At 70.7% G+C, this 20,323-nt stretch carries 21 protein-coding genes and 2 tRNA genes; 9 read left to right on the top strand and 14 right to left on the bottom strand.

Annotated features, from left to right (window positions below):
* Positions 1 to 91: 91 nt before the first annotated feature.
* From AB0I59_RS22130 to AB0I59_RS22170, 9 genes are all read right to left on the bottom strand, one after another.
* Positions 92 to 661 carry a TMEM165/GDT1 family protein gene (locus tag AB0I59_RS22130; RefSeq protein ID WP_061253637.1) on the bottom strand — a complete coding sequence of 190 codons (570 nt, stop codon included), beginning with the start codon at positions 659 to 661 and terminating at the stop codon, positions 92 to 94.
* Between the two features lie 396 nt (positions 662 to 1,057).
* Positions 1,058 to 2,104 carry a UDP-N-acetylmuramate dehydrogenase gene (locus AB0I59_RS22135; RefSeq protein ID WP_358135539.1) on the bottom strand — a complete coding sequence of 349 codons (1,047 nt, stop codon included), beginning with the start codon at positions 2,102 to 2,104 and terminating at the stop codon, positions 1,058 to 1,060.
* A gap of 62 nt (positions 2,105 to 2,166) precedes the next feature.
* Entirely contained in the window at positions 2,167 to 2,811 is a 645-nt protein-coding gene (locus AB0I59_RS22140; RefSeq protein ID WP_358135542.1) for a hypothetical protein, read from the bottom strand.
* 39 nt (positions 2,812 to 2,850) lie between these two features.
* Entirely contained in the window at positions 2,851 to 3,279 is a 429-nt protein-coding gene (locus AB0I59_RS22145; RefSeq protein ID WP_061252889.1) for a MaoC family dehydratase, read from the bottom strand.
* A 2-nt stretch (positions 3,280 to 3,281) separates the two neighbouring features.
* Positions 3,282 to 3,731, bottom strand: coding sequence for a MaoC family dehydratase N-terminal domain-containing protein (locus AB0I59_RS22150; protein WP_061252888.1), 450 nt, complete (start codon positions 3,729 to 3,731; stop codon positions 3,282 to 3,284).
* A 566-nt stretch (positions 3,732 to 4,297) separates the two neighbouring features.
* Complete coding sequence (rpmG, locus tag AB0I59_RS22155; RefSeq protein ID WP_030921771.1) at positions 4,298 to 4,462, bottom strand: 50S ribosomal protein L33; 165 nt, start codon at positions 4,460 to 4,462, stop codon at positions 4,298 to 4,300.
* Between the two features lie 79 nt (positions 4,463 to 4,541).
* Positions 4,542 to 4,615, bottom strand: a tRNA-Met gene (locus tag AB0I59_RS22160).
* 207 nt (positions 4,616 to 4,822) lie between these two features.
* Positions 4,823 to 4,895: transfer RNA gene (locus AB0I59_RS22165), tRNA-Thr, on the bottom strand.
* Positions 4,896 to 5,037: 142 nt separating this feature from the next.
* Positions 5,038 to 5,475: a hypothetical protein gene (locus tag AB0I59_RS22170; protein WP_358135546.1), complete on the bottom strand. Its 438-nt coding sequence runs from the start codon at positions 5,473 to 5,475 to the stop codon at positions 5,038 to 5,040.
* A gap of 411 nt (positions 5,476 to 5,886) precedes the next feature.
* Here AB0I59_RS22170 and AB0I59_RS22175 point away from each other — a divergent pair, with 411 nt between their 5' ends.
* Positions 5,887 to 6,525 (top strand): hemerythrin domain-containing protein, encoded by a 639-nt coding sequence (locus AB0I59_RS22175; protein ID WP_061252886.1) that lies wholly within the window; start codon positions 5,887 to 5,889, stop codon positions 6,523 to 6,525.
* A 197-nt stretch (positions 6,526 to 6,722) separates the two neighbouring features.
* Here the strand turns inward: AB0I59_RS22175 and AB0I59_RS22180 are convergent, their stop codons facing one another.
* Together AB0I59_RS22180 and AB0I59_RS22185 are read right to left on the bottom strand one after the other, a co-directional pair.
* Complete coding sequence (locus AB0I59_RS22180; protein WP_358135549.1) at positions 6,723 to 10,127, bottom strand: ATP-binding protein; 3,405 nt, start codon at positions 10,125 to 10,127, stop codon at positions 6,723 to 6,725.
* Entirely contained in the window at positions 10,124 to 10,630 is a 507-nt protein-coding gene (locus AB0I59_RS22185; RefSeq protein ID WP_358135552.1) for a C40 family peptidase, read from the bottom strand. The genes AB0I59_RS22180 and AB0I59_RS22185 overlap by 4 nt, the downstream gene beginning before the upstream one ends.
* Before the next feature lie 149 nt (positions 10,631 to 10,779).
* On the opposite strand from AB0I59_RS22185, the gene AB0I59_RS22190 reads away from it, so the two are divergent.
* From AB0I59_RS22190 to AB0I59_RS22210, 5 genes are all read left to right on the top strand, one after another.
* Positions 10,780 to 10,980 (top strand): ferredoxin, encoded by a 201-nt coding sequence (locus tag AB0I59_RS22190; protein WP_358135555.1) that lies wholly within the window; start codon positions 10,780 to 10,782, stop codon positions 10,978 to 10,980.
* The gene (locus AB0I59_RS22195) at positions 10,970 to 12,346 is read left to right on the top strand and encodes an NAD(P)/FAD-dependent oxidoreductase (RefSeq protein WP_061252882.1); all 1,377 of its coding nucleotides are present in this window, start codon (positions 10,970 to 10,972) and stop codon (positions 12,344 to 12,346) included. The genes AB0I59_RS22190 and AB0I59_RS22195 overlap by 11 nt, the downstream gene beginning before the upstream one ends.
* Before the next feature lie 49 nt (positions 12,347 to 12,395).
* Positions 12,396 to 13,592: a cytochrome P450 gene (locus AB0I59_RS22200; RefSeq protein ID WP_061252881.1), complete on the top strand. Its 1,197-nt coding sequence runs from the start codon at positions 12,396 to 12,398 to the stop codon at positions 13,590 to 13,592.
* A gap of 104 nt (positions 13,593 to 13,696) precedes the next feature.
* Positions 13,697 to 14,044, top strand: a complete 348-nt coding sequence (locus tag AB0I59_RS22205; protein WP_061252880.1) for a hypothetical protein — start codon at positions 13,697 to 13,699, stop codon at positions 14,042 to 14,044.
* Positions 14,045 to 14,287: 243 nt separating this feature from the next.
* Complete coding sequence (locus AB0I59_RS22210; RefSeq protein ID WP_358135559.1) at positions 14,288 to 15,604, top strand: beta-propeller fold lactonase family protein; 1,317 nt, start codon at positions 14,288 to 14,290, stop codon at positions 15,602 to 15,604.
* Between the two features lie 109 nt (positions 15,605 to 15,713).
* On the opposite strand, the gene AB0I59_RS22215 is transcribed toward AB0I59_RS22210, so the two are convergent.
* Both AB0I59_RS22215 and AB0I59_RS22220 read right to left on the bottom strand, forming a co-directional pair.
* Positions 15,714 to 16,148: a VOC family protein gene (locus AB0I59_RS22215; RefSeq protein WP_358135561.1), complete on the bottom strand. Its 435-nt coding sequence runs from the start codon at positions 16,146 to 16,148 to the stop codon at positions 15,714 to 15,716.
* A gap of 14 nt (positions 16,149 to 16,162) precedes the next feature.
* On the bottom strand, positions 16,163 to 16,582 hold the full coding sequence (locus AB0I59_RS22220) for a helix-turn-helix domain-containing protein (RefSeq protein WP_061252877.1): 420 nt from the start codon (positions 16,580 to 16,582) through the stop codon (positions 16,163 to 16,165).
* A gap of 202 nt (positions 16,583 to 16,784) precedes the next feature.
* Here AB0I59_RS22220 and AB0I59_RS22225 point away from each other — a divergent pair, with 202 nt between their 5' ends.
* From AB0I59_RS22225 to AB0I59_RS22235, 3 genes are read left to right on the top strand one after another with little or no spacing between them, the layout of a single operon-like run.
* Entirely contained in the window at positions 16,785 to 17,657 is an 873-nt protein-coding gene (locus tag AB0I59_RS22225) for an alpha/beta hydrolase (RefSeq protein ID WP_358135564.1), read from the top strand.
* A 48-nt stretch (positions 17,658 to 17,705) separates the two neighbouring features.
* Positions 17,706 to 18,395 (top strand): response regulator, encoded by a 690-nt coding sequence (locus AB0I59_RS22230; protein WP_358135567.1) that lies wholly within the window; start codon positions 17,706 to 17,708, stop codon positions 18,393 to 18,395.
* A complete protein-coding gene (locus tag AB0I59_RS22235) occupies positions 18,389 to 19,576 on the top strand; it encodes a sensor histidine kinase (RefSeq protein ID WP_061252874.1) in 1,188 nt (395 codons plus the stop codon). Before AB0I59_RS22230 ends, AB0I59_RS22235 begins: the two co-directional genes overlap by 7 nt.
* Here the strand turns inward: AB0I59_RS22235 and AB0I59_RS22240 are convergent.
* The gene (locus tag AB0I59_RS22240; protein ID WP_358135569.1) at positions 19,525 to 20,226 is read right to left on the bottom strand and encodes a hypothetical protein; all 702 of its coding nucleotides are present in this window, start codon (positions 20,224 to 20,226) and stop codon (positions 19,525 to 19,527) included. The two genes, AB0I59_RS22235 and AB0I59_RS22240, sit on opposite strands and share 52 nt — an antisense overlap.
* Between the last annotated feature and the right edge of the window lie 97 nt (positions 20,227 to 20,323).

Raw genomic sequence — 20,323 nt, forward strand, 5'->3', positions numbered from 1 at the left:
CACCGTCACGTGGACCGATGCGGCGCCCCGTCGCGCCGGGCGAGGGTACGCGCCGCACCGGCCCCCGGTAGGGCGGCAGGCCGGATCTCAGTCAGGCGAGCAACGGTTCGACCAGGAGGAGCACGCCGAAGACCGCGAACGCGGCGGCCGCGCCGTACTTGATCCACTTTTCGGGGAGGTGCGCGCCGAGGAACCGGCCGACGACGATCGCGAGCGCGTCGGCCGCGACCATGCCGACGGTGGAGCCGATCCACGTGCCGAACCAGCCGTGCTGCGTCGCGAGCGTGATCGTGGCGAGCATGGTCTTGTCGCCCAGCTCGCTGAGGAAGAACGCCACAGTCACGGCGACCAGGACGTTCCGCGTGGTCCTGGCGGCCTTGCCCGACTCCTCGTCGCTGAGCTCGTCGCCGCGGAGCGTCCACGCGGCGAAGCCGAGGAAGGCGATGCCGGCGGCGATCGAGATCGCGGTGGTGGGGAGGGCGTCGCCGATGATCTGTCCGAGGCCGACGCTGAAGAGGTGGACGACGGCGGTGGCGGCGGTGATTCCGGCCAGCACCGGCCACACCTTGAACCGTGTGGCGAACGTCAGGGCCATGAGCTGGCTCTTGTCGCCGAGCTCGGCCACGAAGATCACGGCCAGTGATATCCAGAACGCTTCCAAGGGGCGCCTCTCGTGCTCGCGCGACCGGACCGCGTTCTGCACCCGGGGAGTTTTCGGGCACACGACTTCGGCCCGGCAGCATGACTGTCGGGCCGAAGGTCTCGTCCGCCACATGGGCTCCGCGACCGGGCGTGAAAGCTCACACCAGTGTGTCGATCAACGGATTCGGGACTACTCCCCTTCGGGTGGTTCCACCACAACATAGCGGACGACAGGCGGTGCGCATTCCCTCGATCCCGCCTACCGATCCAGGACGGCGGGATTCCCCAGGCCCGCGCGCCTACCGATCCAGGGGACGGCATGTATGCCTCCCGACCCCCCTACCGACCCGGGACGGTGCGCATTTTCTCGGCCCGGCCTACCGACTCAGGACGGTGCGCACTCCCTCGGCCCGGCCTACCGATCCAGGGCGATGCCGACCATGACGGGCTCGTTCACGAGGGTGACGCCGAACTTCTCCCGCACTCCGTCGCGTACCTCCCTGGCCAGGGCCATCAGCTCGGCCGCGCCCGCCTCGCCGGTGGGGTTCGTGAGGGCGAGCGTGTGCTTCGTCGAGATGCGCACCCGCCCCTTCTCGTATCCCTTGGGGAACCCGGCGTTCTCGATCAGCCAGGCGGCCGGGACCTTCACCGCGCCGTCCGGCATGTCCCAGCGGGGGTATCCGGGCGCGCGGAGTTCGAGATCGGCCGCCGCCGCGGCGTCGAGCACGGGGTTGGTGAAGAACGAGCCCGCGCTGCGCGTGTCCGGATCCAGCGGGTCGAGCACCATGCCCTTGCCCCGGCGGAGCGCGAGCACCGCCTCCCTCGCCTGATCCAGCGGCACCCGGTCGCCGATCTCCACGCCGAGCCGCGCGGCCAGTTCCTTGTACGCGATGGGGCCCGACAGGCCGGACCGGGTCAGGGCGTAGGTCACCGCCAGCACGACGTGCCGCCCAGGATCCTCCTTGAAGGCGCTGTGCCGGTAGGCGAAGCCACACTGCGCAGCGGTCAGGTCGGCGATCTCGCCGGTCATCCGGTCGTAGACGCGGACCCCTGTGATGGTCTGCGACACGTCCTGCCCGTACGCGCCGACGTTCTGGATCGGGGTGGAGCCCACCAGGCCGGGGATCCCGGACAGGCACTCGACACCGGCCAGTTCCTCGGCCACGCAGCGGGCGACCAGCGCGTCCCAGTCCTCTCCGGCCTGGACGGTCACCCGTCCGTCACCGGTGATCTCGACACCGGTGGAGGCGGCCCTGACGACCAGGCCGTCGAACCCCTCGTCGGAGACGATGAGATTGCTGCCGCCGCCGAGGATCAGCACCGGCTCGCCGTACCGGTCGGCTTCGGCCACGGTCTCGACGATCTCGTTCTCGGATCGCGCCTCGACGAAGGCGCCCGCCGGGCCGCCCATCCGCAACGTCGTGTACGGCGCGAGCCGTACCCCTGCCAAACGGTCAGCCATGCGATTCCTCAGCGACGACGGGAAGCCTCAGCGGCCGCGGTCCCGCCGCGGCAGGCCCCAGCCTACGGCCGGTCGGCGTCCCGCCGGGCGCGCCGGTCCGCCGCGGACCCGGCTCCGGCGTCGGCGTCGGCGTCGGCGTCGGTACGAGCTTCGGCTTCGGTACGGGGCTCGGCATCGGCTTCGGTACGGGGCTCGGCTTCGGCCTCGGTACGAGCGTCGACGTCGGCCCCGGCATCGTCGGTGTCCTGGTCCGCCTCCGCGCGCATCGCCTCTGCTATGGCCTGATCGACCCTGGATGTCGCGGTGCTGCCGTCCCAGAGCAGTTGGGAGGCCACCATCGACGGCTCCCCCGATGAGGTGAGACCCGTTTCGATCGTCCCGCCGGGATAGACCTCCCACTCCGGAGCCCGAGCGGTCTCCTCGGAGGCCTCACGGGCGTTCCGCGCCCGCTCCTGCGTGAGCGGTGGACCCGACGCGCGAACGGCCCGCTCAGGCCGGCCCCGGGGCGCCGCCTGAGCGGCCTCGGTGCCGGGCGCGGTCTGAGCGCCGGGCGCCGTCCCAGGGGCGGCCTCCGTGCGTGCGGCGTCGGACTGCACGTCCTCAGCGCGTACGGCCTCGGCGTCGTGCCCGGCCTCGGCATCGGGCTCGGCACGCGTGGCGGGCTCTCGGCCGCTCCCGGCGGCGCCCTGTTCGCTCGATCGGGTCATGCGGGGACGCTACCCGTGCGGTCCCCGGCAAACCTTCGGTCAGGAGAGCTGGACGACGGCGCGGGCCTTGGACAGGACCCGGCTGTCGCCCGACCTGGCGGTGAGGACGACCACGACCCGCTTGTCCTCGAGCTTCTCCTCGATGACGCCGCTGACCGTGATCACCGCGCCGTTGTCGTCGTCGGGGACGACCACCATGGACGAGAAGCGCACGCCGTAATCGACGACCGCCGCCGGGTCTCCCGCCCAGTCGGTCACGAACCGGCCGCCCTGGGCCATGGTGAACATGCCGTGCGCGATGACGTCCGGCAGGCCGACGGACTTGGCGAACCGTTCGTTCCAGTGGATCGGGTTGAAGTCCCCAGAGGCGCCCGCGTACATCACGAGGTTCACCCGGTGGACGGGGAACTCGACGGCGGGGATCTCCTGCCCGGCAGTGACCTCGTCGTACTTGACCGTCGCAGCCATGGTTACGCCGCCCCTCCACGCTCGACGATGGTGTTGTAGGTCCGGCAGACGGGTTCGCCCTCGATGGTCGACACGTCGCTGCGCACCGTCAGGAACTCGTTGCGGCCCACGCTGCGGATCTCCGTGATCGTGGAGGTGCAGATCAGCTCGTCACCGGCGTAGATCGGCCGCTGATACTCGAAACGCTGCTCTCCGTGGACGACCATGGCGAAGTTGAGCCCGAGACCGGGGTCGGAGAGCGCCTCGCCCGCACCGGCGAGGCTGAACACGATCGGAAAGGTCGGCGGCGCGACCACGTCAGGATGTCCGGCCGCTGCGGCGGCTTCCCTGTCGGAGTAGATCGGGTTGGCGTCGCCGATCGCGGCGGCGAACTCCTTGATCTTTACGCGGCTGACCTCGTAGGGGACGGGCGCCGTATACGCCCGCCCGACGAAATCACGGTTCAAAGCCATCGCTGCCCGTGCTCCTTCGCGGCTACAGAGCTGAGAGGCCGACGGTAACAGAACAAGGTTCGGCTGTCTGGGTCAGGCTTTCGCCGTACGCCGGCCAGGACCAACGTTAGCCGGGTCCGGCCGGTAGATCATGTGTCGCCCCGCGCCAACGACGACCACCATGGTTCTGTATCGACACGACAAAGCGGTACATCTACGCCAAGGAGACGAACCGTCCCCACTCCCCCGGCAGACCGGGTTTCACGGGATCACCGATGGCCGTGTCGCACCCTGGTCGGCGGGCGTGCCGGCCAGATGGGCAGGTTGCCGGGTTGGCCGGTGGCAGGTTGGCGGGCTTGCGGTCGGGTTGGCGGCCGACCGGAAACGCGAGAAACCGGCGTTCCTCAACGGGAACGCCGGTCACGCGTTGATTGCCTGGCATGCGCCAGCACAGCACCTCTGCCCGACTGCCGGGCGCACCAGCGAGAAGCCGTGATGCGCCTGGTGCGTCCTGCGCCCGGACTGAGGGGCGCGATGGGCAGTACCTCTGAAGTACTACCCCGACACTCGGCGGCGGCGCGTCTTGCTCAGCGCGTCTCGCGGTGCGCCTGGTGCGTCTTGCAGTTGGGGCAGTACTTCTTCAGCTCAAGCCGATCCGGGTCGTTGCGCCGGTTCTTCCGCGTGATGTAGTTGCGGTGCTTGCACTCCTGGCAGGCCAGCGTGATCTTCGGCCTAACGTCTGTGGCAGCCACGTGGGAGTGCCTTTCTACGTTTGGGACTACTGGACAACCCGAACCCGGCGTCCTGTGTGAGGGAAACCGAGCAGGGTAGTAGCGGAGGCCGGACTTGAACCGGCGACACAGCGATTATGAGCCGCTTGCTCTGCCTGACTGAGCTACTCCGCCTTGAACCGGCAAAAACCGACCGGCCACGCAAGGATACCCGACCTGTACGGCTGTCGCGCACGCGCATACGGCCGTGATCGAGCTCGGGCGACTCCAGTGTGCCGGAGCTCACGGGAGAAACCCAAACCGTTTTGCGATGGGCAGGCGAAAAACCACCCATCACGCCAAAAGACCCGCCCGAAACATCGAGCGGGACTTGTTAGCGAGAGCCCCCAAACGGAATCGAACCGTTGACCTTCTCCTTACCATGGAGACGCTCTGCCGACTGAGCTATAGGGGCGTGCCCGCCGCCGCTCTCGCGCTGCGGACAGGTGTAACCATACACGGCCCCGGCGGCTGATGCGAAATCAACGTGCGATGCCACAGCGCCACAGGGGCAGGGGTTGGCGGCGCCCTCGCCCTGGCCCCGCACCGTCCCCGTACTACTCTTCCGGCGTCGGGAGGGCGCCCTTCAGGTCGGCCATCTCCTTCTGGGCCGCCGGCAGCTCCGCCTTGATCGCGTACTTCGTGAAGTAGCCGTTGCCCTTGAACGGCGTGACGGCGCTGAGGGTCACCGTCGCCTCGTAGGGCCTGTCCTGGCATTGGGGCAGGCACCAGGTGCCGCTGAGCCGTCCGACGCCGACCGCCCCGCCGGGTCCCCACTTCTGCCAGCTGATCCCGTTGACGGTGCTGAACTCCGACAGCACGAGGGCCTGGGGACGCTGGTCACTCCGGCCGTTCTCGTCGCCGTACAGGTTGAGCACGTAGATCGGCGTCTCGATCGGCGTCTCGGCCGCGGGAGCCGTACGGGACGCCTCGCCCGTGCAGGCGGCGACGAGGCTCAGGGCGGCCAGGCTGAGTGCGACGGCGGGCGGGCGCATGGTTCCCCCTCATGAGTCGGAATTCTCCGAGGTTAGAGGGGTCGCGCCCGGAGCGCTGGGAACTACGGGAGCGCGGCCCGCTTATCCTCACTCCGCGTCGGCAGAGGGATTACCTCACAAAGATCAGCAAGGTCGACATACCGGGCTACCTCCTCCACGGAACGGCAGTGGGCGACAGGCCGACCGTTCTGCCGCACCTGGAGCACCTGGCGACCGTCCCGGGTCCCGGGCACGATCTCGTAGCCGCACGTCCCCACCCAGCGTGATCCCATATCCCGACAAACTATCGCTTCGCCCCGACAATTTCCCTGAGCATCACAGGTCACAACAGTTCGGGCTTAAGTCCAGACCAAACGAACTCCAAGCGACTCGGCGCAATCTGACCGCGAAGACCACGACCGAGGAGTTCCGATGACACCCCCGACGGCTACCACGACGACCCCGAACGTGCTCGGGTTCCGCATCACCCACCGGGCCATGCGCGGCGACACCCGCCGCCTCGCCGACGTGACAAGGCAGATCGCGGAGGGACGGCAGCCGTGCGACGCGCGGCGGGCCGCGGCGATCCGCGACTTCGCCGTCCGGCTCTGCGACGGCATCCACCATCACCACAGCGTCGAGGACACGGCGCTCTGGCCCGTGCTCGTACGATCCGCGGGGGCCGAGGTGGACCTCGGCGACCTGAGCGAGGACCACTCCGAGCTGGACCCGATCCTGGACGAGATCCGCGCGGTCGCGGCGGACCCCGCCCGCGCCGCGGGGCCTCTCGCGCGGCTGGCCGATCTCCTCGACGAGCACATCGAGGAGGAGGAGCGTGTGATCTTCCCCATCATCGAGCGGCACGTCTCCGTCGCGGACTGGAACGCCGTGGAGGAGAAGGCCAGGAAGGGCGGCAGCATCCGCTTCGAGCTGCCCAGGATCGAGCAGTACGCCCAGCCGTCGGAGATGGAGGCGATGCGCAAGCTCGCGGGTCCGGTGCTCGTGATGCTGCTCGCGCTGCTGCGCGGAGGCCACCGGCGGCGGCAGCGGCTGATCTTCGGAACCGCCTGATCCGTCGCCCACGTCCCGAGATCGCCCCGAGATCGGTGCCGCCTCGGCTCTGCGGCCCGCCGTTCACCACCTCCATCGCCACCGCGTCGATCAGCGCCGCCTCGATCGACGCCACCGCGATCGACACCACCGCGATCGACACCAGCTCGATCAGCGCCGCCGCGATCGGGGTGTCCCGGCCGGTGCTCACCTGGCGCTCAACTGGTGACGGACGTCAGCGCGCGCAGTGCCCGTTCGCGCCAGTGAGGAGAGCCGGCCCGGCCCGCCACCTCGGCGGCCGCGGCATAGTGCGCGGCCGCGGCGTCCAGGTCGCCGAGGAACGCGGCGAGTTCCCCGAGCGTGTGGGCGATCGGCCCCAACGTGATCGAGCCGCTGTGCAACCCGGCCAGCTCGTCCTGAAACGGAAGGAGCAGCCGGAGGCACTCCCGGGCCACCCCACGATCTCCGAGTGCGATCGCGTTGCACGCGCGCATCGTCATCATGATCTGCCAGTAGTAGTCACGCCGGGGAGCGTGCCCGGCCTGCCACACCGCCCTGGCCTCATCCAGACGCCCGGAGAGGATCAACGTATGGGTGTAGACCTCGTCCACCTGGTCCGGCATCCGCTCCCACAACGCGTGGATGCCGGGCAGCGACTCGTGCCCGCGTCCTGAGGACAGGTGGACCACCAGCCTGCCGAGAACGCCGAACGCGGCCCCGTTGGGGGCGCCCGCCTGCACCATCTGCTCCGCGATGGAGCTGTACGCGGCCTCGGCCCGCTCGAACTCTCCTCTGACCAGGAGGTGCAGGGCGTCGAGCACGGCCAGAACGCCGAGAGCGAGCCCGAGCTGGCCGCTCGTGGAGAGCTCGACCGCCTGGTCCGCGTGCCGCCGCGCCATGGCCCAGTCGTTGCGGCCGAGCGCGACCATGCAGAGGGCGATGTGGCCCAGCGTCTGGTAGCCGAGCAGTCCGCCGAGCGCGGACGCCTCCAGCAGGTCCTGGCCGAGCCGCTCCAGCTCCTCGCGCCGCCCCGGCTCCACGCAGACCCAGTAGCGGGCGTTGAGCGCCATGCAGAGCAACCGCGGATCGTCCAGGTCGCGGGCGATCCGCAGGGCCTCGGCGCTCACCGTCTCGACCAGCTCGGAATCATGGCCTTCGAGCTGGTGGGCGAGCGCGACGAGGACCCGACAGCGCGCCATCCCCGCCTCGGCGGGCATCGCGTCCCAGGCCGCCCGCACGACGTCGTCGTCGATCCGCCGGTCCGGCTGGATCGTCCAGATGACCGGCGCGTCGAACGCGGCCACCGCGCGGGCGATGAGCAGTGGATCCCCGATGCCCCGGGCGAGCGAGAGCGCCGTCGCCCGCGTCGAGAGCGCGGACACGACGTCCCCCGCGTGGGCCTTCGCGGAGACCAGGCGGCACAACAACTCCACGCGCGTCCTCGCGGCCGGACCATCGCCGCTACCAGTGCGGTTGCCGATACCGGTTCCGATACCGGTACCGGCTTCGAGGTCGAGCGCGGCGAGCGCGCCTTCGAGCAGTGTGGCCGCCTCCTTGTGCGCGTAGAGACCGGATGCCTGGTCCGCCGCCCTCGCGGCGTACTGCGCGGCCTTGGCCGCCGTCGCCGTGGTCGCCGCCGCGAGGGCGTGGTGCCCGAGCGCGCCCACGTCTCCCGGCCTGACCCGCTCCAGCGCCGCCACGACCTTGCCGTGCAGGCGGGTACGGCGGAGCCGGGGGACGTCCTCGTACAGCGTCTCGCGTACGAGGACGTGGGCGAAGCGGACCTGACCGGGCAGCGGTTCGGTCAGCAGCCCGGAGAGCACGCCTGCCTCCAGCCCGTCGAGCACGGTCTCCTCGTCGGTGCCGGACATGGCGATCAGCACGTCGGCGTCGGCGTCCCTGCCGAGGACGGCGGCGTTGCGCAGCGTCGTCTGGGCCGTCGCGGGCAGGCGGGCCACCCGCCTGCGGATCAGGTCGCGGACGCCGGGCGGCAGCGCGTGGACCGCCGAGGGCCCGTCGACGGCGAGCAGCCGCGCGATCTCGGACACGAACAGCGGGTTGCCCCCGGTCCGTTCGGTCACCGTACGGGCCGTGGCGGGATCGACGTCCACGCCGGAGCGTTCCCGCAGCAGCCGGGCCACGTCCCGCTCGCCCAGGCCGTCCAGCGTCACGTGCTCCGCTGCCTGTACGGCCAGCGCCGCCCCGGTGGCCATCAGGTCGGCGGCCGCTTCGGACGGCCGGTGGGTCAGCAGCACCAGGACCGGGGTCCGGGCCAGCCGCACCGCGAGGTGGCGGAGTAGTTGGAGGGTCTCCTCGTCGGCGCGGTGCGCGTCCTCGATCACGATCAGCAGCGGGCCTGGCACGCCTTCCAGGTACTCCCCCGCCGCCTGGGCCAGCCAGAACTGGCCGACGACCTGCCGTGTGTCGTCCTCCAGCAGGGGGGCGAGCCGTACCGCGATCTCCGGGGCGGGCGGGGAGCCGGCGGAGAGGTGGCGCAGGACCTCGCTCCAGGCCCAGGCGGGCGGGACGCCGCCGACGGTCTCCGGGCACCGGCCCACCGCGGTCCGCCAGCCTTCGGCGGCGAGCGTGCGTGCGAGTGCGTCGGCCAGCGTGCTCTTGCCCGAGCCCGCGTCGCCGCCGAGCCAGGCGACCCGGAACCCGCTCCTCGCCTGGGCGGCGGCGGCCGTCAGGCGGGCGAGCTCCGCCGTACGGCCGATCATCGGGTCGGGGGCGTCGCGGAGCGCGGCGGGCGCCTGGGCCGCGGAGGCGGCTGCGGGAACAGCGACGGGAACAGCGACGGGAACAGCGGCGGGGACACCGGCCGTGACCTGGGCCGGGATCAGGTGGAGGGAATCGGCCTGGGCGAGGATGTCGGTCTCGAGGCCACGCAACCGCGGCCCGGGGTCCACGCCCAGTTCCTCGGCCAGGGTCTGCCTCGTCCGGCGGATGGCGGCCAGCGCCTCTCCCTGCCGTCCCGACCGGTAGAGGGCGAGCGCGAGCAGGCGCACGCCGTTCTCGCGGAGCGGGTGCGCGTGGGCGTGACGTTCCAGCTCGGGGACGATCTCGGCGTGGCGGCCGAGCGCGAGCGCCGCCTCCGCGCGGTAGTCGACGGCGACCATGCGGAGCTCGTCGAGCCGGGTCGCCTCGGGAGCGGCCCACTCCTCGTCGGCGAACTCCGCGTAGGCCGGACCGGTCCAGAGCGCGAGCGCCTCGTCGATCGTCTCCAGGGCCTCGGCCGGCCGTCCCGCGTGGAGCGCGGCGACCGCCGCGTCGACCAGCCGGGGGAAGCACCAGGCGTCCACGGCGTCGGCGTCGAGATTCAGCCGGTAACCGGGCGGCGCGCTGACCAGCACACGGGCCGGCGTCCGGGGAGGTCGGCCGGGTTCGAGCACGCGCCGCAGGTTGGAGATGTAGACCTGCAGCGCGGCCAGGCCCCGTGGCGGCGGCTGGCCGTGCCAGAGGTCGTCGATGAACCTGTCCGTGGAGACGACGTGTCCCTGGGCGCAGACGAGCCTGGCGATGACGGCGCGCTGGAGCGACGTGCCCAGATCCGCGGGGCTTCCCTCCACCTCGGCGCGGCACTGCCCGAGAACCCGCAATCTCACCATGAGCGCCCTATTCACGCCGGGTAGTGGTAGAAGCCGAGGATGTCCTTCACCGCGGCGACGTCGTCCATCCTCGTCGTCGTGCCGGTGGCGAAAGCATTGATCATCTTGCCGTCGCCGACATAGACGCCGACATGGTGGGTCCTCTTCCGGTTGCCGTAGAACACGAGGTCGCCCGGGCGCGGCACGCGCACCCTGCGCATCCTGCGGATGTGGTCGTCGGTGTTGCCCCTGCCCAGCACGTCGTCCCCGAAGGCGAGCCGGTACATCCAGCGGGTGAAGCCGGAGCAGTCCAGGCCCCGGGTCCGCTCCGCCGGGCAGGGCCGTACGGATCCGTGGTAGCCGCGGCAGGTTCCGCGGGACGGGCCCGGACTCTTCCCGTGGCCGCCGCCCCAGGAGTATGGGATGCCCTGGGACGCGTAGGCGTAGGCGACCACCTTGATGAGTTCGTCCTCACGGGGAATCGATCCCGTGGCCAGGGCGAGCACGGCCACGCCGACAGCGAACCGCCCCCAATGCATGAACGCGACAATAGCTTTTAATCACGCCTTACCGCAGCAAACTTCACCGACAGCTCACAATATTCCACTACATAGGGTGACATTTTCATCACCATCCGCCTATCGTCGGCTGCGAAGGCCAGCGGCGAGCGGGAGGACCCGGGGGCGCCATGAAGATCGTTGTCGACCTCAACCGGTGCCAGGGGTACGGCCAGTGCGCGTTCCTCGCACCCGACGTGTTCGTGATGCACGGCGAGGAGTCCCTGCTCTACGCCCCGTACGCCGACGAGTCACGGCGCGAGGACGTCCTGAGAGCCGCCGCGGCCTGCCCGGTACAGGCGATCATGGTCGAGGGGTCCCATGCCGGATAGCATCGCGATCGTCGGCGCCTCTCTCGCCGGTCTGCGCGCCGCGGAGACCCTCCGCGCCGAGGGCTACACCGGCACCATCACCATGGTCGGCGACGAGCCGTGCGAGCCGTACGACCGGCCGCCGCTGTCCAAGCAGGTGCTGCTCGGGCAGGTGTCGGCGCACCAGACCGCGCTCCCCGAACGCCGCCCGCTGAACGCCCGATGGCGGCTCGGCGTCCGCGCCGTCGGGCTGGACCGGGACGCCGGGCGGGTGCTCCTGGCCGACGGCGACGACGTCTCGTATGACCGCCTCCTGATCGCCACCGGCGTACGCGCCCGGCCGTGGCCGAACGCCGCCGAGGGCGCCCTGGACGGCGTCTTCACCCTGCGCACCCGCGAGGACGCCGCACGGCTGCGCGAGCGGCTGGACGCGGGACCACGCCGGATGCTCGTCATCGGGGCCGGGTTCACCGGCTCGGAGATCGCCTCCGCCTGTCGCGAGCGTGGCATCGAGGTCACCGTCGCCGAGCGCGGTCCCGCTCCCCTCGTCGGCGCTCTCGGAGGCGCGCTCGGCGCGTTCGCCGCCGCCATGCACCGCGCGCACGGCGTCGACCTGCGGTGCGGCGTCACGGTCACCGGGCTGGAAGGGGACGAGCGGGGGCGGCTCCGCCGGGCTTACTTGTCGGACGGTGGCACGCTCGACACCGACGTGGCCGTCGTCGCACTCGGCGCCGTACGCAACACCGAATGGCTGGACGGGTCCGGGCTCGCCGCGGGCCCGAGAGGGGTCGCCTGCGACGCCGGATGCCGCGCGTTCGATCTCAACGGCATCATGACCGACGACATCTTCGCCGCCGGTGACGTGGCCCGCGCGCCCCATCCGCTGTACGAGTACCAGCTGATCGCCCTGGAACACTGGGGCAACGCGGTCGCGCAGGCCGAGGTCGCGGCGCACAACATGATCGCCACCGGGCGACGACGGCGCCCCCACCTCGCCGTGCCCGCGTTCTGGTCGACCCAGTTCGGGATCAACATCAAGTCGGTCGGCGTCCCGACCTTCTCGGACCAGGTCATGATCGCTCAGGGCTCCCTGGAGGACCGCCGTTTCGTCGCCGTCTACGGCTACCGCGGGCGGGTGACCGCCGCGGTGACCTTCAACCAGGCGATGTGGCTCGACTACTACCGGATGCTGATCGAGACGGCGGCGCCGTTCCCACCCGAGCAGCGCGCCATGGACCGGCCGCGCAGGATCGCGCCGGGCACGACGGGGCCCGTGCCGTCGGACGTGCCCGACCCCGCCGTGCTCAGCCACGGCCCCACGATCGCCCTCACCGGCCATCTGCCTGACGAGCGGCAGGTCAGGCTTGTCCGGTACGCCACCGCGTGACCGGCGACGACCTGGGATCGCCCCTGCGACCGATGTGCGAGGAGCCCCGATGACGACGCCGGACACGATGTTCAAGCGGATCGTCGACGACGCCAGCCGGCCGGACCCGTATCCGCTGTACGCCGAGCTCCGCAGGACGCCGGTGGCACGGCAGGAGGACGGCACGTACCTCGTCAGCACGTACCACGAGATCGTCGCCCTGTTGCACGATCCGCGGCTCAGCTCCGACCCGCACAACCGGGAGGACGCGCCGCCCGACCTGTCGGCGGAGGCGGGGCTGGCCCCCGCCTTCATCAGGATGGACCCGCCCGACCACGACCGGCTGCGCGCCCAGACCATGCGGCTCTTCGGCCCGCCGCACAACCCGGCCCGCGTGTACGGCATGCGCGACGAGCTGACCCGCATCTCCACGGGCCTGATCGACGGGTTCGCCGTCAGGTACGACGGCGGGGAACGGATCGACATCGTCGACGAGTTCGCGTATCCGTTCCCGGTCACCGTGATCTGCGCGCTGATGGGCGTGCCACGCGACGACGAGCACCTCTTCAAGGAGTGGGCGGACGCGCTCATCCAGACGCTCGATCCCCGGCTGGACCCCGGGCTGCAGCGGCAGGCGATGACCGAGATGGGGCAGTACATGGCGGCGCTGATCGGGCGGCACCGCCAGGATCCCGGCGACGACATGCTGTCCGGGATGATCACCGAGGGCCTGCTGCCCCCGGAGACCCTGGTCACCACCGCGATCATGCTCTTCATCGCCGGGCACGAGACCACGGTCAACCTGATCACGAATGGCATGCTGACGCTGCTGCGGCGGCCGGAGGTCCTCGATCGCCTGCGCCGCGAACCGGAGCTAATGCCGGGAGCGGTGGAGGAGCTGCTGCGCTACGAGCCGCCCGTGCACATGCTGTCGCCGCGCGGCGCCCTGGCGGACATCGAGGTGGCCGGGGTCACGATCCCCAAGGGAGCGTCGGTGGTGCTCGTGCTCGCGTCAGGCAACCGCGATCCCAAGCGCTTCCGCGATCCCGACGTGTTCGATCCGGCCCGTGAGGACAACCAGCACTTCGGGTTCGGGAGCGGCATCCACAGCTGCTTCGGCGCCCCACTCGCCCGCCTGGAGACCCAGATCGCGCTCACCGGCCTCATCCGGCGGCTCCGCGATCCGCGCCTCGTGGCGGATCCGCCTCCCTACCGGTCGAATCCACGGCTGCGCGGCCCGGAACACCTGTTCATCGAACACGGCTGACCGCCGTCACGCGTCGTCGCCGGGAGGCCGATCCCGGGAGGGCCCATGTCCGGGAACGGGCGCTAGCATTTCTTGATCCACTGCCTTCTGAAGCAGGACGGAACATGCCCGAAGAGCGCACGGTCGTCTCCGACCTCGGCGTCATGTCCGGACTGGTCTCCATACTGCTCTTCCCCATCGCCTTCGTCGCCGTGGCCGTTCTGGACAAGGTGGACGACCATTTCTGCGGCCCCGCACTGATCGGGTCCACGTACGGCGGCTGCCATCTGACGCGGCCGCTCCTCGTGTTGACGGGTGTCACGCTCATCCTGCTCGTCCCCGCGTGCTGGCTGGTCGGCTGGGCCCTTCCGCGCCGGTTCCCGCGTACGCGCGGCGTGCTGTTCGGGGTGGCACCGGCGGTGCTCCTGGCGGCGATCATCCTCATCGCCGTGGCCGTTCTCCTCGCCTGGTAGCCGCCAGGAGATCACCGATCGGTACGACGCAGGCGTCACTCACCGTCGCCACCCACCATCGAGCCGCTAGGAATGATCCAAAGCCGGGCCACCGGAACCCAACTCGGCGCGCCGATTCGACGGCGGGCCGTCGGGCGGCCGTAGAACGGAGCCTCGATCATCGTCGACGGAGGAGACCCGATGCCGTCTCTCTGGTGGAGAAGCGCGTGGCGGAGCCGTAAACCCGGGTCGCGGAGAGGACTCGTGACACCCGGGGAACACGCTCGGCCCTTTGTGGTCGCGGTGGCCGTCGCGGCCTGGCTGACGACAGTGGCGGCCGTACCGATCCCCGCTGTGGCCGCAGCCGCACAGGATCGGGAGTTCGCCTACGTGGCCAACCTCGACTCGAACACCGTGTCGGTGATCGACACCACGGCCACCCGGCCGTCCGTCATCGCGAGCGTCGCCGTCGGGACCGGTCCCCGGGCCGTGGCGGTCACTCCGAACGGCACCCGCGCCTATGTCACGAACTCCGGGTCGGATTCGGTGTCGGTGATCGACACCACGGCCACCCCACCGTCCGTCATCGCCACCGTCGGCGTCGGAGACGACCCTCACGGAGTGGCGATCGCCCCGAACGGCACCCGCGCCTACGTCACCGACTTCGGCTCTGACACCGTGTCGGTCATCGACACCACGACCACCCCGCCGTCCGTCGTCTCCACCGTCGGCGTCGGGCGCGAGCCGGAGGCTGTGGCGATCGCCCCGAACGGCACCCGCGCGTACGTCAGCAACTTCGGGGCGGGCACGGTGTCGGTGATCGACATCACCGCCGTCCCGCCCTCCGTCATCGCGAACGTCAGCACCGCCCCCCCGAGCGCTCCCCGGGGACTGGCGGTGACCCCGGACGGCACCCGCCTGTACGTGCCCAACTCCCTTCCAGGAAGAGTGTCGGTGATCGACACCACGACCACCCCGCCGTCCGTCATCGCGCACGTCGGCGTCCAGCTCAGCCCCATGGTGGTCGCGTTCGCTCCGAACGGCGCCCGCGCCTACGTCACCACCTCCTTCTCCGGCTCGGTGCGGGTGCTCGACACGACGACGCGGCTGCCGATCGTCATCGGATCCGTCGACGTCGGGAACAACCCTTCGGGGCTGGCGATCACCCGGGACGGCACCCGCGCCTACGTGGCCAACTCCTTCTCGGGAACGGTGTCGGTGCTCGACATCACCGTCAACCCCCCGTCCGTCGTCGCCACCGTCGGTGTCGGAGCGCATCCCGAGGGGGTGGCCATCGGACGCATCGTCAGCGACGTCCCGCAGCCTGGCGGATCGAACGGTGGATCGAGCGGTGGATCGAGCGGTGGATCGAGCGGCGGGTCAAGCGGCGGATCGCCCGGTGGCGGTCAGCGGGGTAACGGTCAGCAGGGTGGCGACTCACCTGGTGGCACACCGGCCCACTCCGGCGAGATCAAGATCAAGACTGGGGTGGCCATGGCTCAATGCGGCCACCAGACCGAACATCGCCGCCCCCGTACCCACTGCGGTGGCAAGAACGGGCACCGCGCGTCCGGGCCATGATCCGTTCGGGAGGCGCGGACGTCCCCGGCTCTCCCATTCGGGTGCCGGGGGCCGCCGCGATCGACAGCCTCACGACCGCGCCGGCGACCGCCGTGACCGGCGGCGACGATCAGCAGCCCGACGTGGGCTCGTGCGGCCGCGGCGCCAGCTGCGTGAACCGGATCGCGTTGCCGAACGGGTCACGCAGCGCGCAGTCGGTGCCGTAGAAGTGCTCGGTGGGCTCCTGAGTGAACTCGACGCCCTTGCCGAGCAACGTCTCGTAGGTCTTCCTGCAGTCGTCCACGGTGAAGATCAGCAGGCCGATCGCGCCCTTCGCGACCAGTTCCCGTACCTGCTCGGCCGTCGCCTCGTCCAGCGCGGGCGGGCCGGGCTTCTCCAGCAGGATCTCGCGGTCCGGCTGGCCGGGGACGTTGACGGTCAGCCAGCGCATGAACCCCATGTCCGCGTCGGTGTTGACCTCCAGGCCGAGCGTGCCGACGTAGAAGTCGAGGGCCTCGTCCTGGTCGAAGACGTAGATGTGCGAGTGTGTGAGCGCCTTGAACATGCTTGTCACGCTAGTCATCCACGGTCGCGCGGGGCTTCTCCGAAATTGCTCGGTCGCGTCCAGGCCATCGCGAAACACGTGGGCACGTTCGGAATGCGCCCACGTGTGCGATGCGCCGTCGGGGATTCGCCCACGATGGCGCGGAACGTCCGGCTGAACGTGCCCAGACTGGTAAAACCGACGTCCAAACAGATCTCCGTCACGCTGCGGTCGGTCTGGCGGAGCAAGAACATCGCGCGCTCGACCCGGCGGCGCTGCAGATAGCGGTGCGGCGTCTCGCCGAACGTCGCCCGGAAGGTCCGGATGAAGTGCGCCTCCGAGACATGGGCGATCCGGGCGAGCGTGGGGATGTCGAGCGGCTGCGCGTACGCGCGGTCCATCGCGTCGCGGGCGCGAAGCATGCGCCGGTTGGACTCCTCCACCGCACGGCTCATCGGGCCGGCACCTCCGCCCCGCGCTCGGCCCGCCGGCTCCTCAGATGACCGATCCCCCCGGCCGCGTCCACGCTCTTCACGGTAGCCGCCGACCCGCGCCGCCTCCCACCCGCAGAGAAGGGGATTGCCCCGGAGGGGCCCGCATTGCTGAACTGTGCACTGTTCCAGGAGCCCGGCGGACCGGGATACATGGGGGGCATCGATGAGCGTGCTGGTGGACCGGGGCATCGTGTACGGGCCGAGCGGCAAGGCCCTCGACGTCTATCGCGGCGATGCCGGCCGCTCTCCTCTGGCCACCGTACTGCTCTGGCACGGCCGGGGCCCGGACGAGCGGGACGTCCTCGAACCGCTGGCCCGCGTGGTCGCGGAGCGGGGCACCGTCGTGTTCGTCCCCGACTGGTGTTCCGACGCGCCGGACGGCGGGCGGTGTCACCTGCTGGAGTCGATCGCCTTCGTCCGTGAGAGGGCCGGGGTGTTCGGCGGCGATCCCGATCGCGTCCTACTGGCCGGATGGTCCATGGGCGGAAAGGCGGCGGCCGGCATCGGAGTCGCCGCCGGCTGGCGACCGGCCGGGGTGGTGGCCATCGCCTCCGGCTTCGACCGGCCCGCGCCTTCGACCGGGACGACCCCCCTCGACGAGATCGCGACGACGGCCGCGGAGCCCGTTCCGTTCTGGCTCGTCCACGGCGTCATGGACCCCATCGTGGACGTGGCGCGGTCGCGTGACTTCGCCGCGGCCCTGCGGAGGCGCGGATGGCCGGTGACCCTGCTCGAAACGGACACCGACCACGCCGGCGTCGTCATGACGGAGTACGACCCGTCGAGAGGGCGCTGCTCCGCCACCCGGGCTCTGCTCGTGGTCGAGGCGGGCCTCCTCACCGCTCGCGTCCTCGCCGAAGCGGCCGTCACCGCCGGCCGACCTCCCCCTCATGACGGCGAAGCCACCACGCGGCCGGCCCGCTGTGGAGCCGTACCTCCCGGGGTGCCGGGTCCGTCATATGGGGGACGCGAGGTCCATCACGTTGGGGACATCGCCCCGGATCGGGTCCCCGTTCCCGGGGACGTCCCGGCCTGATCAATCTTTGTACGCTTCGATCGTGCCGGAAGGGACGTGGAGGCTTCGATGGCGATCACGCTGGTCATCGCGGACGATCAGGCCATGATCCGGGCCGGGCTCCGGCTCATCGCCGAGACCGCGCCCGGCGTCGAGGTCGTCGGAGAGGCGGCCGACGGCCACCAGGCTCTCGCCGTGACCCGGCGGCTGCGGCCGGACGTCCTGCTGATGGACATCGAGATGCCCGGTCTGGACGGGCTCGCCGCCGCGCGGCGGCTCCTCGACGACCCCCGCCCACCGAAGATCATCATGTTGACCACCTTCAACACCGACGACTACCTGTACGCCTCGCTGCGTACAAGGGTGCACGGCTTCGTCCTCAAGAGCTCGCCACCCGAGCAGTTGCTCGACGCCATACGGGCGGCGGCGGCCGGGGACGCGGTCATCGATCCCGCGGTCACCACACGGGTCATCGCCTCGTTCGCGAACCATCCCGAGCCGACCGCACCGGCCGAGCTGGCCACGCTCACGCGACGCGAACTCCAGGTCTTGCGGAGGCTCGCGCACGGGATGTCCAACTCCGAGATAGCACGGGAGCTCCGCATCGGTGAGGCGACGGTGAGAACCCATGTCGTCCATATCCTGCACAAGCTCAACCTGCGGGACCGCATCCACGCGGTCGTGTTCGCCTACGAGGCCGGTGTCGTACGGCCGGGGCAGGAACCGCCGGGGCAGGCGGACGAGGACCGGACGTGCTGACCCGACCGCTCCGCGACCGGCGGCCGACGTGGCCGGACGTGCTGCTCTCTCTCGCCGTGGCGGTGGCCGGGCTGGTCGAGTCCTTCGGCCGCCAGGGAGCCGGGCTCGAACAGATCAAGGATCCGATGCCCCTGGCCGCGGGAGCGATCGTCTCCGGGGCGCTGTTGCTGTTCCGGCGCAGGTTCCCGATGGCCACGCTTCTCACGCTGACCGCCGTCGGCTTCGCCGTACAAATGATCACGGACGCCGGGTACTACGCCGCATGGCACTTCTACTCGACCCTGATCATGGTGCACACCGTGGCGAGCGCTGCCGAGCTGCGCAGCCGCCGCGGGATCGCCGGGCTCGGCTGTGTGCTGATCGCGTACGGCCATCTGCAGACCTTGCAGTACAACGACGTCCCCGAAGTCCTGATAGGTGCCATCTTCGTCGGGGTGGCGTACACCAGCGGCATCCTGCTGCGCCGGCAGATCGACCGGACGGCACGGCTGGCCGAGCACACCACGCGGCTGGAGATGGAACGCGAGGAGCGGGCCCGCTGGGCGGTGGCCGAGGAGCGGGCCCGGATCGCCCGCGAGCTGCACGACATCGTCTCGCACAACGTGAGCCTGATGACCCTGCACGTGGGCGGGATGCGCAGGATGCTCGGGGACGGCCGCGACCACGAACGCGAGTTGCTGCTCGGCGTCGAGCGGGCCGGTCGCGAGACGGTCGAGGAGCTCAGGCTCATGCTGGGGATGCTCCGCGGCACCGAGGACGGCGACGCGCCGACTCCCCAGCCGGGACTGGACCGCCTGGACGACCTGGTCTCTCAGGTCCGGGAGGCGGGACCGGAGGTCCACCTGCGGATCATCGGCACGCGGCGTGCCCTGCCGCCCGGACTCGACCTGTCCGCCTACCGTCTGATCCAGGAAGCCCTGACGAACGTGCTGAAACACGCCCAGGCCGCCGGGGTCGACGTCACCATCGCGTACGGGCCCGACGAGTTGAGCGTCGTGGTCATCAATGACGGGGCGGGATCGGGCCGCACGCCGCACGGCGGAGGCGGGGGGCACGGCCTGATCGGGATGCGCGAGCGGACCGCGATGTACGGCGGCGAGCTCTCCGCCGGTCCGATCACGGGTGGAGGCTATCGCGTGTTCGCCCGGTTCCCGCTGGGCGATCCCGCTGGGGCCGGCTGAGCCCGCAACTCTCCCGCCCATTCATCGTCGCTCATCCGCAGCATCCTCAGCCCGATCACACCGGAACCGGCCAGGTAGAGCGCCCCGCCCACGACGGTGCCGATCGGGAAGACCGGCGCCCCCAGAGCGCCCAGGACCATCGCGAAGGGGGCCCACCACGGCGTGTGGCGGGCGTAGGCGAGGGCCAGACCCAGCAGAAGCAGGCCGAGCAGCCCGAGGAAGCCCGGGATCTGGAACGCGTACCGGGCTCCGGGGTCGGCGAACGCCTCGTCCGCGAGCATGGCGCCCTGAGCGGCCGGCATGGCGCGTTCGAGCCGCGAGTAGAAGAAGTCGCCGAGCATCAGCCCGGAGAAGTTCACGATGCCGAGGAAGGCGAGGCCCCCGGCGATGTGCCCGAATACCACCCCGCGCCACCGGACCAGATGGATCATCCCGACGATGCCCGGGAGCAACAGCACCCAGCTCCAGTGCAGGAGCGAGGCGCTGACCGAGACCTGATCCGGATATCTGCCGTAGACCCCGACGGTGTCACCCCCCTGCCTGAGCGCCGGGTCGGCGACGACACCCGCCACGTAGAGGACCGGGGCGACGACGAGGCAGAGCCCGGCCGCCGTTCTGCGGAATCTGCGCGGATCTGAGAGCGCCGACATGAGACCTTTCCCTTCCGTACGGCCCGCCGAAAACCGGCGGGACCGGATCGGAAAGCTAGGCGGCGGCATCGCCCCACGTCGTCCCCCACAGGGCCGA

The organism is Microtetraspora glauca (assembly GCF_040656155.1).
Classification (GTDB): Bacteria; Actinomycetota; Actinomycetes; order Streptosporangiales; family Streptosporangiaceae; genus Microtetraspora; species Microtetraspora glauca.

Bases quoted from the DNA above. Each gene is read 5' to 3' on its own strand.
- AB0I59_RS22135 (WP_358135539.1), bottom strand. From the start codon at position 2,104: ATGGCTGACCGTTTGGCAGGGGTACGGCTCGCGCCGTACACGACGTTG.
- AB0I59_RS22140 (WP_358135542.1), bottom strand. From the start codon at position 2,811: ATGACCCGATCGAGCGAACAGGGCGCCGCCGGGAGCGGCCGAGAGCCC.
- AB0I59_RS22145 (WP_061252889.1), bottom strand. From the start codon at position 3,279: ATGGCTGCGACGGTCAAGTACGACGAGGTCACTGCCGGGCAGGAGATC.
- AB0I59_RS22150 (WP_061252888.1), bottom strand. From the start codon at position 3,731: ATGGCTTTGAACCGTGATTTCGTCGGGCGGGCGTATACGGCGCCCGTC.
- AB0I59_RS22170 (WP_358135546.1), bottom strand. From the start codon at position 5,475: ATGCGCCCGCCCGCCGTCGCACTCAGCCTGGCCGCCCTGAGCCTCGTC.
- AB0I59_RS22175 (WP_061252886.1), top strand. From the start codon at position 5,887: ATGACACCCCCGACGGCTACCACGACGACCCCGAACGTGCTCGGGTTC.
- AB0I59_RS22185 (WP_358135552.1), bottom strand. From the start codon at position 10,630: ATGCATTGGGGGCGGTTCGCTGTCGGCGTGGCCGTGCTCGCCCTGGCC.
- AB0I59_RS22190 (WP_358135555.1), top strand. From the start codon at position 10,780: ATGAAGATCGTTGTCGACCTCAACCGGTGCCAGGGGTACGGCCAGTGC.
- AB0I59_RS22195 (WP_061252882.1), top strand. From the start codon at position 10,970: ATGCCGGATAGCATCGCGATCGTCGGCGCCTCTCTCGCCGGTCTGCGC.
- AB0I59_RS22200 (WP_061252881.1), top strand. From the start codon at position 12,396: ATGACGACGCCGGACACGATGTTCAAGCGGATCGTCGACGACGCCAGC.
- AB0I59_RS22205 (WP_061252880.1), top strand. From the start codon at position 13,697: ATGCCCGAAGAGCGCACGGTCGTCTCCGACCTCGGCGTCATGTCCGGA.
- AB0I59_RS22215 (WP_358135561.1), bottom strand. From the start codon at position 16,148: ATGTTCAAGGCGCTCACACACTCGCACATCTACGTCTTCGACCAGGAC.
- AB0I59_RS22220 (WP_061252877.1), bottom strand. From the start codon at position 16,582: ATGAGCCGTGCGGTGGAGGAGTCCAACCGGCGCATGCTTCGCGCCCGC.
- AB0I59_RS22225 (WP_358135564.1), top strand. From the start codon at position 16,785: ATGAGCGTGCTGGTGGACCGGGGCATCGTGTACGGGCCGAGCGGCAAG.
- AB0I59_RS22230 (WP_358135567.1), top strand. From the start codon at position 17,706: ATGGCGATCACGCTGGTCATCGCGGACGATCAGGCCATGATCCGGGCC.
- AB0I59_RS22240 (WP_358135569.1), bottom strand. From the start codon at position 20,226: ATGTCGGCGCTCTCAGATCCGCGCAGATTCCGCAGAACGGCGGCCGGG.